The sequence below is a fragment of the Candidatus Zixiibacteriota bacterium genome, from assembly GCA_040752595.1.
Taxonomy (GTDB): Bacteria; Zixibacteria; MSB-5A5; order WJJR01; family WJJR01; genus JACQFV01.
Map to the genome: position 1 here is coordinate 40,687 of JBFMGX010000030.1, position 17,223 is coordinate 57,909.

Consider the following 17,223-nt stretch of genomic DNA (forward strand, 5'->3'; position numbering starts at 1 on the left):
GTGCCCGCCTTCAGCATCCTCTACGCTGGCGACTCATCGGATGGCGGCGACGTTTCCAACTCGGTGAGCAAGCCTTCCATCTCCTCGTACAAGCGCGTCCGCTCCTCGGTGAGGGCCGCCAGACGTTGCCAATCACGCGCGACGTCTTCATCGGCCAGTTGCGTCTCGATGGCGACGATTCGGCTTTCGCGCGTGGCCAACTCGTCCTCCAAACGGCGACGCTGCCGTTCGATTTTCTGCACCTGCGCGCGCTCTTTCTTGCGCCGGGCCCACTCGGCAGCCGCCTGTGAGTCGGCCTGTTTCTCCGTGCGGGGCTTCGTTGCCTCCGCCAGCCGGGCGACACGCGCCGCCGCCCAGTCGGAGTAGCGGCCCAGACTCAATGCAGCCGTACCGTCGGCGACATACAGGATCTTGTTGGTGAAGCGATCCAGAAACCGGCGATCATGACTGACCACCAACGCCGTTCCGGCAAAATCGGCAATCGCCTCTTCGAGCACCTCGCGCGCCGTCACGTCGAGGTGGTTGGTCGGCTCATCGAGGACGAGGAAATTGGCCTTCGTCAGCATCAGCTTGGCGAGCGCCAGTCGGTTCTTCTCGCCACCGGAGAGATCGGCGACGCTCTTGAAGACGTCGTCGCCGGTGAACAGAAACCGCGCCAGGTATGAACGCAACGGTCCGGCCTCGAAATGCGGATAGGTGTCCCAGATTTCGTCGATCACCCGACCGGTGCCGTCGAGGGTCTCCAGGTGCTGATCGAAGTACCCCAGCTCCACACGTTCACCCAGGCGTATCTCTCCATCATAGAGGTCGTCGAGCCCGACAATTGCCCGTAGGAGCGTCGATTTCCCCGAGCCGTTCGGACCGATGACGCCGACTTTGTCGCCGCGCTCGCAAACGAAAGAGACATCCGACAGCAGCTCCCGTTCATCGAAGCGTCGGGAAAAGCCGGAAACGATGAGGACTTCGCGAAAGGAACGGCGCTGGGCTTCGAATCCCAGACGGATCGCGGAGGTGTCGTCGCGTGGCCGCTCCAGCCGTTCCAGCTTGGTCAGCGCGTGGCGGCGTGACTGGGCCTGGCGGGTCTTCTGGCCGGCGATGTTGCGGGCGATGAAATCCTCGATCCGTGCGATTTCCGCCTGCTGCAACTCGTAGGCCTTCTGCCGTCGCGCCACCCGTCGCGGCTTCTCCGTTTGATAGTGGCCATAGTTGCCGTCGTACTGCTCCAGCTTGCCGTCGACCAGTTCGACCACGCGCCCGGCGAAGCGCTCCAGGAAAACACGGTCGTGCGACACGAGGACGCATGCCTGCGGGGAATCGATCAGGAACTCCTCGAGCCATTCGGTCGCCGGAATGTCCAGGTGGTTGGTCGGCTCATCCAGCAGCAACAGATCGGCGGGCAGGAGAAGCTGGCGCGCCAGCTCCATGCGCGTCCGTTCCCCGCCGGAGAACAGTCCGACCGGGTCATCCCAGCGCTCGCGTCCGAAACCGAGTCCCTGCAGCACCGATTCGACCTGGTGCTCCAGATCATAGGCGCGCGCGTGATCCAGCTCGGCCTGAACCGTCCCGAGACGGGCCTGCATCGCTTCATCGTGGGGTGTTCGGGCGACGGCGCCCGTCAGTTCCACAAGACGAGCCCGCAGCTCCAACAAGTCGGCGCGCGCCGACCGGACATGGTCAAACAACGTGGCGTCCAAATCGCGATCCGGTATCTGACCCATCTCTGAGATGCGTACACCCCGACCAAGGGTGCGCAAGCCGGAGTCCGACTCCAGACGGCCGCTGACGATGCCCAAGAGCGTCGTCTTGCCGGAACCGTTCCGTCCGACCAGCGCGATCTTCTCCCCGGCAAGTATCTCCCAGTCGACACCGGCGAGCACATGCGACGCGCCGGTGGAGAATCCCTTGGTCACACCATGGAGGGAGACGAGGATCATGACGGGCTTGGAAGGGGGAGCTCCCTCACCCGATTCGGCCTCCGGCCGAATCGACCTCTCCCGGAGGGAGAGGTTAGTCCCACGTTATCTCCGAGGAGTTCCCCCTCTCCTCTCTGGGGAGAGGGCTGGGGTGAGGGGACCACAGAGAGAGGTTCCATGTCTTCTGCAAGACTCAATGAGTAGGAGCGCGTCACCCGGCGGGATGGGGGTGCAACGCGTCGGTGCCGGCAGGCGCATGCTCCGCCTGTGGCAGATCGCGCCGCCGTGTCCGCGCCACCCACATCTCCAGGAAGAACAACGCCGCCACGATCCACAGGAACGCCGGGCGAATCTCCGTGCCGTACCGGGTGCGGGTCACAACTTCGCCCAGCGGTTCGCCCGGCGCCACGAACACGACCTGATACCCGGCGAGGCGACGGCTCAATTCCTCATGGCTGATCGGCGTGGCGACCATCTCGTCGGGATCAACGTTGACGGCGAAGGCATCGATGCGGTGATCGCCGGCGACGACCGTGTACACCCCCGGTAGTTCGCAGCCGTCATAGGTGATTCGCGTCCGGGCGGCGATCTGCTCAACTCCGGGACGAACCACCGATCCATCCGGCCGCACCAATTCCCAGACCGCGTTCGTCGCCGGCGTCGGCGCGGGCTCGCAGGTGACCCGCTCGCCGACGAGAAAATCGCTGCGACGCTCGCTTACGTCGGCCGCCAGATACTCGACCAGTCGGTGGGCCAACGGTACGAAGATGGAACGCAACGGCAAATCGGTGAACGGAGCATTGATCGGCGCCCAGGAAACGAGGCACTTTCCCGACTCCAGTTTCGTTTCCGAGATCGACGGACGACCGCCGGAGAAGTCCACGATCGCGTTGCCGCCCGGCTGTCCCTCGGTGCGGAAGACCGAGAACCAGCGAATCTCCGGAATCCGGTCGCGGGGGACGTCGCCATAGACCGTCCAGATCGGGTGCGCCCAATCGAAACGTTCCCACACGAAGTAGTGATCAGCGGAGGGCGGCTCGGGATTGGGTCCGAGACGCAGCCCAAAGAGCGGCCCGGCGATGAGGGAATTCCACGACGTGGTATCGGCGTCGATCGACGGCGCGATGAACACGCCGCCACCGGCACGCACATAGCGCAGCAGTTGATCCACGGACAGGCGATCGGGGCGGCGCCACTCCGTGATCAGGATGGCGTCATAGTCGAAGAGGTTGCGTCGCGGCAACTCGCCGGTGTCGATGGCGTCCAGGGCGAGCCGCGTCTGTTCCAATGGGCGCGGCACCAGCGCCAATGACGCGGCCACGCGACCCGACGGATAGTCGGACGCCAACAGCACGCGAATGCGATCGGGTATGGTGACGGCGAAATAGCGCCGGTCGTTCAGAGGATTGTCGTCGGCGGAGATTTCCACGAACCCCGTATGCACTCCCGCGGCGGGAACGGCGGCGGTAAAGGCTACGGTCGCCGACTGCCCGGCACCCAAGGCGGCATCCTGCTGCGCGACGCGCCGTCCATCGATGAACAGACTGACCAACAAGCGATCGACCGAACGATCGGTGTGATTCGCGATCGTTGCAATCAACGCCAGCGGGGAGCCGGGATCCAGAAGCTGGCTGGCCAACTCAATCCCGCTCACACCGAGGTCAAAACCGCCCGGCTCGGCCACGTCGACAACGAAGATTGTCGGCGGACTTTTCTGTCCCGGTTCCGGGGGCGGCACGACGGTACGTGTGAAGCCGCTGCGGTTGAGATCGGTAACGAGGTACAACTCACGGTTGAGGTTCGTGGCGCCGCGCAGCGCCGCCAGTCCTTTGCCGGTGGCCGCGCCGGCATCGGTGGCGCCGTGCCCGACCGGCAGTGACGTCAGTCGCCTGGTCAGGCCGGCAATGTCGGTTGTGGCCGGCTCCGGCACCGGCGAGGGATCACCGTCAAACGGGAGGCCGATCGCTTCATCCCCATCACCCATCACGCCGCCGATCTCCCGCACGCGTCCGAGGGCGCGCTCGTAGGCGGTGCCGTTCTCGGTCTCGAGTGCCATTGATGCGGATCGGTCCAGGGCGATGACGGCGCTGGTCCGGGCGCGGGACCCGACAGCGGCCAGTCCATTGCCGCGCAGCGCCGGCCTGGCGAACGCCAGCACGGCCGCCGCCACCAACAGCGTACGAATGGCCAACAACAGCCAGCGACGCAGCTCGAGCCGTCGCATGCGTGTCTTGCGCAGGTCGCGCAGGAACATCACGGAGGAGAAATCCACCGTCTTGACCCGGCGCCGGTTGAGCAGATGGATCAGCAGCGGCACGATCGCCGCCGCCAGAGCCGCCAGAAATGCCGAATTCAAGAAATTCATCGTCGCCGGAAACTGCCGCCGGGTTCAGGATTCCCGACCCCTCACCCTACCCTCTCCCCAGAGGGGAGAGGGGAAGCCCAACCTCTCCCTCCGGGAGAGGTCGATCCACCGCCAGCGGATCGGGTGAGGGGGCCTTTCGCCCGTTCATGATGTTTGACATCCCAACATCTTTCCAATGAGGGCTGTCTGCACGTCAGGAGCACAGGGCTCCTGACCTACGAATATGTGACCTCAGTACCGATACGGTTTGTTGATATAGTACTTCGCCCATCGACGATCGGGCGCGGCCGACGGACCTCCGATCACGCTTTCGTACTCGGCCACCGCTTCGCGTCGTCGTCCCGCGCGGTCATGGCATGCGCCCAGACCCAGGTGGATCCGTCCGTAGTCAATTGCCGCGTCTGACAGGTAGTCCGCCGTGCGAAAATACGTGATCGCGGCGTTCAGCGAATCCACACCCAGCAATGCCTCGCCGCCCAGAATCCAGCCGTCCGCGGCGTTGGGATCGACGGAGATCCCTTCCGTGGCCATGCGCAGAGCGCGGGAAAACAACTGCGCCGCCGAGTCGCTTCCTCCCGGTTGTCCATCTTGGTATCGCCCCAGTCGCAGCAACAACTCGATGGCCGTCCGCGTCCCCCGCACGTGATCGAACGCCCGTCCCCACAGGACCGCGGCGGAGTCTCGCCGCCGCACCTCGTACTGCATGTCGCCGAGGCGCAACCAGGGACGGGGATCATCCGGAGACAGGCGTTGCAACGCTGTCAGTTCCCCGACGCACCCCACCGTGTTTCCCTGCGCCCAGAGCGCCTCCGCCGACAGCCAATGATACGCGGCCGTGTCGGGATACGAGCGGATCAGACCGGCAAAAGCGGAGGCCGCATCGGCCCAGCGCCCGATATGGGCCTGGGCCAGTCCGAGGTTGGTCACCAATCCCGCGTCCAAAGTGCTGTCGGCGGCAACCGCCTCCCGCAGCAGGGAGACATACTCCTCGTAACGCCGATAGTACCGGGCGCGCTCCGCGAAGAAGTCGATCTCATCACGCGTGAAACGGCGCTGTCCCAGGTACGCCAGCCACTGCGCTTCGAGTTCACCCAAAGTCTTGCCGTAGACGGCCCACGCGGCGCGGCGCAAGGACAAGTCGGTCGACCGATCATACAGATCGCGGAACCGCTCGCGCCCGTACTCATGGATCAGCCAGCGGACGAACGACGCGGCCTGATGCGCCGCCACACGTGGGTCGCATCGCTTGAAATCCAGTGTCCGCACGATGGAATCCAAGGGGATCGCCGTGTGGCGGGCACGGTCCGCCAGCACGTCGTGATCCGCGAATGTCGCGAAGCCGGCCACGCCGACGGCAAGGAGCTCGGGCGCGTATCCCCACCAGCGGTACAAATTGAGCAGGAGCATCGCCGAGACATCGACACCGGAGGCGCGCTTGTCATAGAGCGCCGCGATCCGGTTGCGGGCAGGATCGACGCCATATCGCCAGCGTGGGTCGAGCGGAAAGTCCTCGGTCGACGACTCGACGAGATAGAAGTGGACCCGTCCCGGTGCGGTGAAGGCAAATGTGTCCCGGACGTGCTCGAATTCCCCGACCAGGGCATCGCGCAGGGGAAGAAAGTGCAGTTGCGGAATCTCTCCCGGGGGCAGATAGAAGTAGTAGTCCGGCGCCGGCATGACCACACGGGCCGTGGTATCGTCCAGCGGCGGCGCCGAAGACGGCGGGATGACGACGCGGTGCGGGAAGATCATCGCCCGGTAGGTCGATTTCCCCTTGCCGCGAATTGCATCGACCAGCACCGGCGCGTCGTACTCGACCGTCACGTCTTCGGAGCGGTTGTCGGGGAGAGGCCCGGGAACAAACAACGTGTACTGCATCCGACAGTGCCCGGCATCCTGCGGCGAGACAGTCAGGTAGAGAACGAAGTTCCCTACGCGCAACGTCGTTTCACGATCATAGGAGACATCCGCCGTCAGCGAGTCGACAAGCGCCGATTCCGTCGTATCGGCGGTCAGGATCTCCAGGACCGCGATGCGGACTTGCAGCCGGGATATGCCCTCGGCCGTGGACGTCTGTGCCGCCGATGGAGTCGCGCAGAGAGCTGGCACGGCCAGCACAAGCATCGATATCGCAACCACGATGACCGACCATCGACCCCCGTGGCGCCGGGTGCCCACACCTCCGCCGCGGCGGACTGCGGTCGGGTATGGGCACCCGACCGCACAGGAGGAGCTTCCCGGCACCTCCTGTACGGTGGCAATGATGGCGCGGACATTCATGCAGTGTTCAACGGGACGACATGGGACGTTCTCAGTATTGGTCACGCCGCGGCCAGACGGCGCAGCAGCGCCAGATTCATCCGATCGTATTTCCCCGCGTCATCCTTCGGCGTCTCCAGAATCTTGGGAACATCCGCCAGCCGCACATCGCGCAGGAAGAAGCCGAACGCCTCCGCCCCGATGAATCCCTTCCCCAGATGCTCGTGGCGATCCTTGTGTGTTCCGAAATCGTACTTGGAATCGTTGAAATGAATGGCTTTCAGACGCGGCAATCCGAGGACACGATCAAACTGCGCCATCGTATCGGCGTAGGTCGCTTCGGTGCGGATGTCGTATCCGGCCGCGAAGACGTGGCATGTGTCCAGGCACACGGCGGCGCGGTCGGTGTCGTAGAGCCGGTCCAAGATTGCTTTCAGTTCTTCGAACGTGGCACCGATGTGCGCCCCGGTCCCGGCGGTGGTCTCCAGAAGCAGCTTCGTGGACCCGTCGGGGGCTTTGGTCAGGATCCAATCCATGGCGGCGGCGATGCGTTCGATTCCCGCCTCAGTCCCGGAGCCGACATGCGACCCGGGGTGGAACACGAGATGCTCGATGCCAAGTTGCACGCAGCGCCGGTATTCCTCCAGAAGCGCGTCGCGCGAACGCTCATAGAGGACCGTGTCGGGCGAAGCCACGTTGATCAGGTACGACGAGTGCGCGACCGCCGGGCCAATTCCGGTCCGTTGCCGTTCTGCCTGGAACTTCTCGATCTCTTCCGTCGTCAGCGGTTTGGCGTGCCACTGGTTCGACGATTTCACAAAGAGCTGCACGCAGCGGCACCCGACAGCTTCGCCCTCCAGGATGGCATTGAACACGCCCCCGGCGATCGACATGTGCGCACCGATCAACGGATCGGCGACCTGCGGTGCCGTCTTCTTTCTTGCCGTTGCGACTGCTCTCTTGGGCACGTGCTCACCCCCTGCCTTCAGTATAACCGCTGGCGCTTGGACAGGTACGAGAACAACGCGTAGTCATACGGCACCGCCGTGTCGACCGGCACATAATCGACAAAGGCATCGCGGCACTCGCGACGAAACCGGTCGATGTGCGCGCCGACCGTGCGCTGATACTCCGCCCGAATCTGCCAGGGGAGCGTGGAAATCTCCTCGCCGGTCTCCATGTCGCGAAAGACCGCCTCGGCGGGAAAATCGAACTGCCGTTCCGCCGGATCGAGAATGTGAAAGACCAGCACCTCGTGCTTGCGATGCCGGAAGTGCTTCAGTCCCGCCAGGACGGTCGTTGGATCATCAAACAGATCAGAGAGAATGATGATCAATCCCCGCCGCTTGATCCTCTCGGCCATCTCATGCAGCGCGACTCCGGCGTCCGTCGTGGCGGCCGGCTCGGTCGCCGCCAGCGTCGACAACAGCGCATGCAAATGCACCGGCGCCGATTTCGGCGGGATGTATGTGCGCACACGCTCATCGAACGCCACCAGTCCCACCGCATCGCGCTGCTTGAGCATCAGGAACGCCAATGCCGCCCCCAATTGGGAGGCATAGGTGAACTTGCTGAGCTTCCCCGACGTGTACGACATCGATCGGGAGGCATCGAGGAGAATGTATGCCTTGAGATTGGTCTCCTCCTCGAACTCCTTGACGAAATACCGGTCGGACTTGGCGAAGACCTTCCAGTCGATGTTGCGGATCGGATCGCCGGGCATGTACTGCCGGTGCTCGGCGAACTCAACCGAAAACCCATGGTACGGCGACTTGTGCAGACCGGTGATGAACCCCTCGACCACCAGCCGGGCCTTCATCTCCAGCGACTTCAGCCGGGAGACAACCTCGGGATTGAGAAACGTGCGGTAGTCGGTGGCGGGGGTCATGGAGTTCTCAACGTGGCGTCCTTGTGGCTATCCGGCTTGGGGTACCGAAGTCCCCACAAGCGGCATAAGTCACAATTCAATCCCCCTTCGCCTTCACATCACCCAGCAGCTTCTCGACGATGTCGATCGTCCCCACGCCGTCGGCTTCGGCGTTGAACGAGGTGACGATGCGGTGGCGCAGCACGGGGCGTGCCACGGCGCGGATGTCGTCGACTGAAGGGGTCGGGCGGCCACCGAGAATCGCCCGGCACTTGGCGCCCAACACGAGATACTGCGACGCCCGCGGTCCCGCGCCCCACGAAACCCAGTCCTTGATGTACGGCAACGGCGAATTCTCCTTGGGACGGGTCGCGCGCGCCAGCGCCACGGCATAGTTGATCACATGGTCGGCGACCGGCACGCGCCGCACCAACTGCTGGAGCGACTTGATCCGCCCCGCGTCCATCACCTGTTGGAGGTCGGCGACCGCGGCGGACGTTGTGGTCGCCACGATACGGTGTTCTTCGTTCTCGCCGGGATAGTCGACGTAGATGTTGAACATGAAGCGGTCCAACTGCGCCTCGGGCAGCGGATAGGTTCCCTCCTGTTCGATCGGGTTCTGCGTGGCGAGCACGAAGAACGGCTCATCGAGACGGAAGGTCTCGCCCCCGGCGGTCACTTCATGCTCCTGCATCGCCTGGAGCAGCGCCGCCTGTGTCTTGGGCGGGGTGCGGTTGATCTCATCGGCCAGGACGATGTTGGCGAAGACCGGCCCCTTGACGAAGCGGAACATTCGCTTCCCGGTGGTGTGGTCCTCCTCGAGAATCTCGGTCCCGGTGATGTCGGACGGCATCAGATCGGGCGTGAATTGAATGCGCGAGAACTTCAGATCGAGCACCCGCGCCACGGTCGACACCAACAGCGTCTTGGCCAGCCCGGGAACTCCGACCAACAGGCAATGGCCATTGGATAACAGGGCAATCAGCAGTTGGTCAACCACTTCGGTCTGACCAACGATCACTTTGGCGATCTCGGACTTGAGCGTCTGGTGTGCCGCCTTCAACTGTTCGACGGCTTGTAGGTCATCGGATGGCATGGAAGTATGGCACTCCTGTCTATGCGTGGTTGTTGGCCCGGCTGTCGACGAGATCAAGGCATCGAGTCGAGCGTAATCAATTAGTATTCACTATTTCGCCCTCTCTGGTCAACTCCTTTGCCCGCCAGCGCACGGGTCCCGCCGGTCAACGTAAGTGCTGTCTGCGGGGCGTGGTGGATGGTACGCCCCAGCGACACGATGGTTCCGCCGGGCGCAGACGGCCCGGAGGAGATCTTCGATCGCGATCGTGCCGTGGGAACTACTTCAGAACGAGCTGCACGGAATCGAGAAACAAACTGCCCGAGTACTCATGGGCGGCGTCATAGGGGACCGTCACCAGCGAATCGACCCGGACGAACGGCAGCCAGCGATCCCACTGGCGCAGACGCGCAAACAGCGTCGTCGATCCCTGGGTGACGTTCACCGAAAATGTGGGCCTGTTGCCGAACGGCCCATCGCTTGTCGCACCCGCGGGCAGAAACTGAATCTGCGTGACCTTGAAGAAATCCTGCATGCCGAGGGCCGCGAATTGGCGGGACCAGCAAATGCGTTCGCCGCGAAGTTGGAATTTGGCGTCGCGCACCGGAAAGACCTCGAATGCTGCCCGCCCTTCATGATCCGTCGTGGAACAGACAAGGCGCGGGAGGCGATCTCCGGTTCTCAGGACAGAAACCATCCCGAGCGGAACTCCGGGATACACGGGCGTATACAGGCGCAACTCACCATTGAGCCAGAACATCAGATTCCCGCCCAGGATGCCCATCAGAGCGACGCAGACCGCCACGATCCGCCGCAGGTCGGACTGCCACCCGATCAACCGATACCGTTTCTCCCGTCGGCCGAGACGCGCCAAGCGTATGATCTGTACCAAGAGGACCAAAAGCGTCGCCATCCCGGCCAGGAACAGCGCCATCCCGAAGATCGGCAGGAAGGTATCGGATGACAAAGGACAGGCCCTTTCACCGTACAGGATCGCCTGGCCCCGCAGGTACAGGCCGCAGCACTCGTCCCCCCAACACGGCACACCCCAAAGGGATACGCCGCCGCGGGCAAAGTCGGCCGCATTAGTACGACAGAATGGCGGCCCGACGGCCCCTTATCGTGTTTTTTCGACCGTCTCGACGGGAGCTTTAGTTGGGATGGAGAGACGCAACCCTTCCGGGCGTGGCACCTCGGCCCGTGATTGCGCGACAGCCATAGACGGCGTTGGACCCGCGGCCGCCTGCTTCATGTTGCAGTTGCCGTGGAACAACGCTCCCTGCTCGATCACCAGTGACTTGGTCACCAGATCGCCGGTGATGTTGGCTTTGGCCTGCAGCTCGACACGCTCGGTGGCGTGGATGTTCCCTTTGACCGCGCCGGAGACGACGGCATTCTTGGTCTTGACGTTCGCTTCGACGGTCCCGGTCGGACCGACCGCGATCGTGTCGGAGACATTCACGTCCCCCTTGAGGACTCCATCCACGCGAAGGGTACCGGTCACTTCGATCGTGCCGGAGATCGTTGTGTCCTTGCCGATAATCGTGTTCATACGGTCCGTCCCTCCGTCGAACATGGCGTCGTCGTCATCCTTCGACTTGAACATGGCCATGGCCTCTCCTTTGCGCGGAAAGGGTGATCGATCCCCGACCCTGCCGCCTATCGCGCCCCGCGTAAGGTATTGTTGAATTCCCCTTCCCGTCCAGCGCAAAATTCCCGGTCATTGAGGCACCCGACACGTTGTTTGGAAACCCAACCCCTGTCGTCCTGAGTCCCGCCGCTCTCTGGCGGGGCGAAGGATCTGCTTTTCTGCGGAAGAGAAACAGCGGATCCCTCGATCCGCTCGGGATGACATTAGACGCCGGATCGCTCCATCCATATTCGGCAGTAGCTCACTGACTTCCGATCCCATTCAAGAACACGGCTGCTTGGCGGACAGGGGGCTTTCCCCCCCCTCAACAACATACCCATGATATCATCGGCGGTTTCGGCCTATTTCTTGTCTGCTTTTCGGCCCGGCCGCACACGGGCGATCTGTTCCAATCGCTCCCTGACCCGCTCCTCCCAGCCACGGTCGGTCGGATGATAGAACCGTCTCCCGATCAACCCCTCCGGCATGTATTCCTGATCAACCAGCGCGTCATCATAGTCGTGCGGGTACATGTAGCCCCGCGCGTACCCTTCATCGCGCATCAGCCGGGTGACGGCATTGCGAATCCACAACGGCACCGGCAGCGACGGATTCTCGTTGATCGTGGCGCGCACCGCCAGCTCGGCCTTGTAGACGGCATTGGACTTGGGCGCGATGGCCAGATAGAGCACCGCCTCGGCGAGGGCGATCTCACCTTCGGGCGTGCCAAGGAAGTGGTAGGCATCCTTGGCCGCCAAGGCGACTGTCAAAGCCCGCGGATCAGCCAAACCGACATCTTCTGCGGCAAAGCGTACCAGGCGTCGGGCCAGGTACAGCGGATCTTCTCCCCCTTCGAGCATGCGATAGAGCCAGTACAACGCCGCATCGGGATCGGAGCCGCGCAGCGATTTGTGCAGCGCCGAGATGAGGTTGTAGTGCTCTTCGCCCGACTTGTCGTAGAGCTCGGTCTTGCGCTGGACGATGTCACGGATCAGATCGGCGGTGATGATCCGCTCCCCCTTGCGTTGCAGATCGGCGGCGGCGACTTCCAGAAGCGTCAATGCCCGTCGCGCATCGCCGTTGGACAATGCCGCCATCAGCGTGAGCACATCATCGGCCGCTTCCAATTGCTGCGATCCCAAGCCGCGCTCGACATCGGTCAGCGCCGTACGCAGGACCGTCACCAACTCGTCATTGGACAACGGCTGCAGGACATGCACGGTCAGGCGCGAGAGCAACGCCGCGTTGACTTCAAACGACGGATTCTCGGTCGTCGCGCCGATCAGGATCAGCACACCCGATTCGACATGGGGCAGGAAGGCATCCTGCTGCGCCCGGTTGAAGCGGTGAATCTCATCGACGAACAGGATCGTCCGGCCGCCATCGAATGCCTTGCGCTTCTCGGCGCGTTCGATGGCGGCGCGTACTTCCTTGACGCCGGAGAGAACCGCCGAGAAGTGAATGTAGTCGGAGCGCGTGACCTTGGCGATGATCCGCGCCAATGTCGTCTTCCCGGAGCCGGGCGGCCCCCAGAAGATCATCGCGCCGATATGATCCGATTCTATCGCCCGCCGCAGCGGCTTGCCGGGACCCAAAAGATGCGTCTGCCCGACAAACTCATCCAACGTCCGCGGCCGCAAACGGGCGGGGAGGGGTTCGTGGGGATCGGCATCGGGGGCTACCATAGCGGTGTCGAACTTGCTCTACCAAAATGTCCAGAACTTCCGAATCAGCAGTCCCTCAAACGGAATCTGCTCTTGGCGAAGAACGCGCAAGAAATGCCCCAGTGATCTGAGATTCGCTTCGGTCAGCCACACCGCGGAATCCGGTGGCACTGCCAATGGAGAATGGAGTGACCAGAAATATGGGTTTCTGTTGATCACGAGCATTCCGACTCGTTTGGGATCCGTTGATCCCCAATCCGGGACCATCTCCAATTGAAACGCCCCAGTACTCAGCACCCATGCACCGGGGAAATGCAGGGAAAACGGCTTGGCCTCATCTTGTTCGTTGTCTGATTCACAGAACCGGACACGTCCGTAGCGATCCATCACGAAGTTGTAGCCCGGTCCCCGTTTCAGCAGATTGAACGTTTCCCGATCAAGAGGGCGAGGGACGCCGGACACATCGTATCGACCCTCAAAGAAGCCCTTGAATTGATCCTGGATGGCATATGCCTCTCGGTTCGGCCAGAGCGTGTCGGGCGCTGAGTCAATTATCGAGGCGAGCGTAGAAGCGGTGGGGACAAGGGCCTCGATTCCTTGGAATCCCCAAGCCCGAATCTCTGCGGCGCGAGCCATGATTGACGTGATTGAATCGACAGCTCGTAAGTTGTACGTTTCAGGTTTGGATCGCGCGTGGTCTGGGGGCGGCGGATACAAATCCATCCACTCCGGCAGCATGCGTCCGGTTGCCTGCGGCGCTTCATTGTCGGGGACCTTGGCGTCGACGCCCGCCAGGTAGCGCGAGACATCGCGGGCGTACTGGTCGCGGACCTTGGCGTTGATGCTGTCTGTGGCGTACGAGGGATAGTATCCCTGTTTGGCCCAGAGCAGGAAACGGTTCTGGTTGACCGTGACAATCGCGAAGCCGACCAGCGCTTCATCCTCGGTCTTGCACCAGATGCCACGGAATCCGGCCAGTCCGGGCGCGCCCGGCTCGCGGTCATAGCGCGTGATCTTCTTGATCGGCAGCTTGGGGGCATTGGCGGTCAGACGCCCGATCGCCTTGTCGAGCGATTCCAGATCGGGGACAATGACACGGAAGCACTCGAATAACGGCCTGGCCTCATCCGGCGTCCCCGGCACCGCGACAAGCGGTTCATCGACAAACCAGCCGTTCTTCTCCGGGACAATCTCCAAGAGCGTCCGCATGATCGGCGGCATCGGCTCGAAGGCGTGGGATGCTGCCGGCGAAAGAGCGCCAATGACCAAGATTGCCAGTATGATAGGCATGCACTCCCTCACCCGCCCGCCTACCGGCGGGCGACCTCTCTCCCTCACTCCGTTCGGGACTCCGCCGGAGGGAGAGGTTATCATTCTCCCTCTCCCCTCGGGAGAGGGTCGGGGTGAGGGAATCGGACGTGGCAGTCCAGTCATCATCGATTCCTCATTGGTGTATGCGCGCCACCCGCCTCGGGTGGCGCCGGACAGACAACCCGCCTCAGGCGGGTGTCTTCCTGATTTCCATCCTACGTAGGGTGCGTTCTCTTAACGCACCGTCTTGCGGCGCGGCGCGTGCGAAGCACATACCCTACGCGCTGTCTTGTGGTTAACGCTCTATCAGCCAATCAGTTGCGGTTCCATTCTCTTTGGTCTTGTAATGGTTGGCTTGCGCTGCATAAACTCTGTTTTGGTACAAACCGGCCACAAGCAAACCATCCCAACCCGACTCACCGACCGAAGCCAGATGCGGCCTCTTAGAGATACTCTACCAGGTTGCTGGAGAAAAGCAACCATTGTCATTCCGAGTCCCGCCGCTCTTTGGCGGGGCGAGGAATCTGCTTTCCTTTCATAGGGAAAACAGCAGATCCCTCGCTCCGCTCGGGATGACAATTGGGCGCAAACGATCACTTCCATGCGTTGTTCAGCATCCCACCAGATCAAGCTCTGCATCGAGGTCGATTGCAATGACCATGTGCCGACGGGCTTTGGACAGCGGCCTTCCCGATTCTCTGCTGCTAAGTCGTTCACCCACAGCGACTCGCATGATGTTGCCATCGCTTGGGCGTGTTTCCGCACGGGTCTGAGAATCCGCCATCTGAAGTACACGTTGCGATGACTGGCACATGCACCCATCTTCTGTACGATAGAAGCGATTTCACTGCCGGCAGTCCTGGAAAATAAGAGACGAAATGAGTCCCCCTGCTCCCGACCAGCGAATAGGCCATGATGTTCGGCCGGCCTTTCCGCGTCGCTCGATCGTGACCGCGGGCATGCCCTATGGTAACAAAGACCTCCACTTCGGCCATATCGGCGGAGTCTTTGTGCATGCGGATATCTTTGCTCGATTCCTGCGTGACCGGATCGGAAAAGAGAATGTACTCTTTGTCTCCGGTACGGACTGCTACGGTTCTTCCATCGTCGAGGCATTTCGGATCGCTGTCTCGGAGCAGGGATTCACCGGCGACATTGAGCAGTTCGTGCGCGACAACCACGAGCTGCAGAAGAGATCGCTATCCGCCTTTGACATCTCGCTGGATTTGTTCGCCGCTTCGGCCCTCGACGGTCCCGCCCGAACACATCAGGAATTGTGTGGGCATCTGATGAGAATGCTGTACCAGGCCGGGCATCTGGCCCAGAGAACGGGACAGCAATTTTATGATTCCGTGACTTCGATGTACCTCAATGGCCGCCAGGTGGAAGGCATCTGTCCGATCGATGGTTGCGCCTCCGAAAAGGGGTATGCCGACGAGTGCGCGTTGGGCCACCAATACGAACCGCAGGATCTCATCGACCCCAGAAGCACGCTCTCCGGATCGGTGCCGGTCCTTAAGCAGGTTCGCAACTGGTACGTGGATGTTCCCAAATTCAGAGCGCTGCTCGAGAATTGGGTGGGCAAAATAGAAGAAAGCTCACAGGGGCGTCCATTTGCCGCCAAATCCATCCGGGAGTTTCTTGAGCCGCCGGTTGTGTTTGTCAAGAAAGATGAGTTGGAATCGGTCCATGAAACTCTGGGATCGATTCACGGTTACTCCGAGCGAAGCAGTAAGAGTCAGTCTGTGGGTTTGGTGTTCGAGAGTCTGGAAGAACGGGAGCGGGCGTGCGCGGCCCTGGTCGCAGCCGGTATCCGTTTCCGGACGGGCAAGACACTGGTGCCGTTTCGATTGACAGGCAATCAAGAATGGGGCCTGCCGGCACCGGTCCTGGAAGACGAACTGGAACGGACGTTCTGGGTATGGCCGGAGTCGCTGTTCGCTCCGATATCATTTACGGCTCATTGCGGCAACACCGGGACAGCGAACCCTCCCACGTGGGAGGATTGGTGGTGTGCCAAGGACGCGACCGTCGTTCAGTTCATCGGCGAGGACAACGTCTACTTCTATGGCCCGGCGGAAATGGCCATGTTCCTGGGTTTGCAGGGCGAACAACCGGTGTTTCCTCCCCCGGAAGGAACAATGCAGTTGCCGACCCTGGTCGTCAATAAGCACGTGCAGTTCCTCAACAAGAAGATCAGCAGCAGCGGCCCGATAAAGCCCCCCGCTGCCACTGAACTGCTGGATCATTACACATCGGATCAATTGCGGGCGCACTTCTTCGGTCTCGGACTCGGAAAGCAGGGCGTGAGCTTCCGTCCGAAGGCCTTTGACCCCGATGCCAGACAGCAGGATGCCGATCCGGTGCTGGTCGAGGGGAATCTACTCAGCAACGTGTTTAATCGCTGTATCAGGTCGTGTTTCTACACGCTCCAGAGGGAGTTCGGCGGGCGCCTTCCCGCACTCAAGCCAACCGAGGAGGCGCTGCGTGTGTCGAAACAGGCCGTGCTGACATACGAACGACAGATGCACGCCCATCAGTTTCAGCAGGTCATGGTGACGCTAGACAAGTTCATTCGTGAAATTTCGAAATTCTGGGCCAGGAGCTCAAAGGCGGATATCGCGGGCCGTATCGATCCCCAGGCCATCACGGATCTGTTCTATTATGTGCGCATCGCGGCCGTACTGGTGCATCCGATCGCCCCTCGCGGCACCGAGTTGATCCGTGAGTGCTTTAGGGTCGGCGAAGAACTCTGGTCGTGGGACCGGGTTTTCGATCCGGTGGAGGCTTTTGTGGACGACATCGCGAAGCATGACTTCAAGGTCCTGCCGCCGCACTTTGATTTCTTTGAGAAACACCCGTCGCAGGTCAGCCAGTACAAGTCGCAACGCAACGAACAATGACACCCCCCGCGTACCTTGCGGTTACACAGGGCTCCCCATTAGAGCCTCTAACACAGAGAGCGCATTCCGACGTTACGAACGAGCAATGGGAGGGCGAAGCTCCCGCTGAGGCGGTATCCCATTCTTAGTTGAAATCGCCTGGGGCGATTGAAAGTTGAACGGCTCCAACCCGTGTGGTTTCTTGAGCTTAGCCGAGTTCGAGAAACCCCGAAAGGAGGAGCCATTCGATGAACAAG

Annotated in this window: 11 protein-coding genes; 1 reads left to right on the forward strand and 10 read right to left on the reverse strand. The window is 61.9% G+C overall.

What is annotated here, in order from left to right:
• Window positions 1–20: 20 nt before the first annotated feature.
• From AB1792_08300 to AB1792_08345, 10 genes are all read right to left on the reverse strand, one after another.
• Window positions 21–1,934 (reverse strand): ABC-F family ATP-binding cassette domain-containing protein, encoded by a 1,914-nt coding sequence (locus tag AB1792_08300; protein MEW5702214.1) that lies wholly within the window; start codon window positions 1,932–1,934, stop codon window positions 21–23.
• Between the two features lie 190 nt (window positions 1,935–2,124).
• Window positions 2,125–4,269, reverse strand: coding sequence for a BatA domain-containing protein (locus tag AB1792_08305; GenBank protein ID MEW5702215.1), 2,145 nt, complete (start codon window positions 4,267–4,269; stop codon window positions 2,125–2,127).
• A gap of 240 nt (window positions 4,270–4,509) precedes the next feature.
• Window positions 4,510–6,387 (reverse strand): tetratricopeptide repeat protein, encoded by a 1,878-nt coding sequence (locus tag AB1792_08310; protein ID MEW5702216.1) that lies wholly within the window; start codon window positions 6,385–6,387, stop codon window positions 4,510–4,512.
• A 212-nt stretch (window positions 6,388–6,599) separates the two neighbouring features.
• Window positions 6,600–7,445, reverse strand: coding sequence for a deoxyribonuclease IV (locus AB1792_08315; GenBank protein MEW5702217.1), 846 nt, complete (start codon window positions 7,443–7,445; stop codon window positions 6,600–6,602).
• A gap of 77 nt (window positions 7,446–7,522) precedes the next feature.
• On the reverse strand, window positions 7,523–8,425 hold the full coding sequence (locus tag AB1792_08320) for a DUF58 domain-containing protein (GenBank protein MEW5702218.1): 903 nt from the start codon (window positions 8,423–8,425) through the stop codon (window positions 7,523–7,525).
• Between the two features lie 76 nt (window positions 8,426–8,501).
• Window positions 8,502–9,500: a MoxR family ATPase gene (locus AB1792_08325; protein MEW5702219.1), complete on the reverse strand. Its 999-nt coding sequence runs from the start codon at window positions 9,498–9,500 to the stop codon at window positions 8,502–8,504.
• A gap of 259 nt (window positions 9,501–9,759) precedes the next feature.
• On the reverse strand, window positions 9,760–10,446 hold the full coding sequence (locus AB1792_08330) for a hypothetical protein (GenBank protein MEW5702220.1): 687 nt from the start codon (window positions 10,444–10,446) through the stop codon (window positions 9,760–9,762).
• A gap of 150 nt (window positions 10,447–10,596) precedes the next feature.
• Window positions 10,597–11,091 (reverse strand): polymer-forming cytoskeletal protein, encoded by a 495-nt coding sequence (locus AB1792_08335; GenBank protein ID MEW5702221.1) that lies wholly within the window; start codon window positions 11,089–11,091, stop codon window positions 10,597–10,599.
• A gap of 380 nt (window positions 11,092–11,471) precedes the next feature.
• Entirely contained in the window at window positions 11,472–12,794 is a 1,323-nt protein-coding gene (locus AB1792_08340) for a replication-associated recombination protein A (protein MEW5702222.1), read from the reverse strand.
• Window positions 12,795–12,812: 18 nt separating this feature from the next.
• Window positions 12,813–14,063, reverse strand: a complete 1,251-nt coding sequence (locus tag AB1792_08345) for a hypothetical protein (protein MEW5702223.1) — start codon at window positions 14,061–14,063, stop codon at window positions 12,813–12,815.
• A gap of 968 nt (window positions 14,064–15,031) precedes the next feature.
• On the opposite strand from AB1792_08345, the gene AB1792_08350 reads away from it, so the two are divergent.
• Window positions 15,032–16,987 carry a class I tRNA ligase family protein gene (locus AB1792_08350; protein ID MEW5702224.1) on the forward strand — a complete coding sequence of 652 codons (1,956 nt, stop codon included), beginning with the start codon at window positions 15,032–15,034 and terminating at the stop codon, window positions 16,985–16,987.
• The last annotated feature ends 236 nt before the right edge of the window (window positions 16,988–17,223 follow it).

What these genes read in the sequence shown, in the direction of transcription:
- AB1792_08335 (MEW5702221.1), bottom strand. Translation starts at nt 11,091, where the DNA reads ATGGCCATGTTCAAGTCGAAGGATGACGACGACGCCATGTTCGACGGA.
- AB1792_08340 (MEW5702222.1), bottom strand. Translation starts at nt 12,794, where the DNA reads ATGGTAGCCCCCGATGCCGATCCCCACGAACCCCTCCCCGCCCGTTTG.
- AB1792_08325 (MEW5702219.1), bottom strand. Translation starts at nt 9,500, where the DNA reads ATGCCATCCGATGACCTACAAGCCGTCGAACAGTTGAAGGCGGCACAC.
- AB1792_08320 (MEW5702218.1), bottom strand. Translation starts at nt 8,425, where the DNA reads ATGACCCCCGCCACCGACTACCGCACGTTTCTCAATCCCGAGGTTGTC.
- AB1792_08300 (MEW5702214.1), bottom strand. Translation starts at nt 1,934, where the DNA reads ATGATCCTCGTCTCCCTCCATGGTGTGACCAAGGGATTCTCCACCGGC.
- AB1792_08345 (MEW5702223.1), bottom strand. Translation starts at nt 14,063, where the DNA reads ATGCCTATCATACTGGCAATCTTGGTCATTGGCGCTCTTTCGCCGGCA.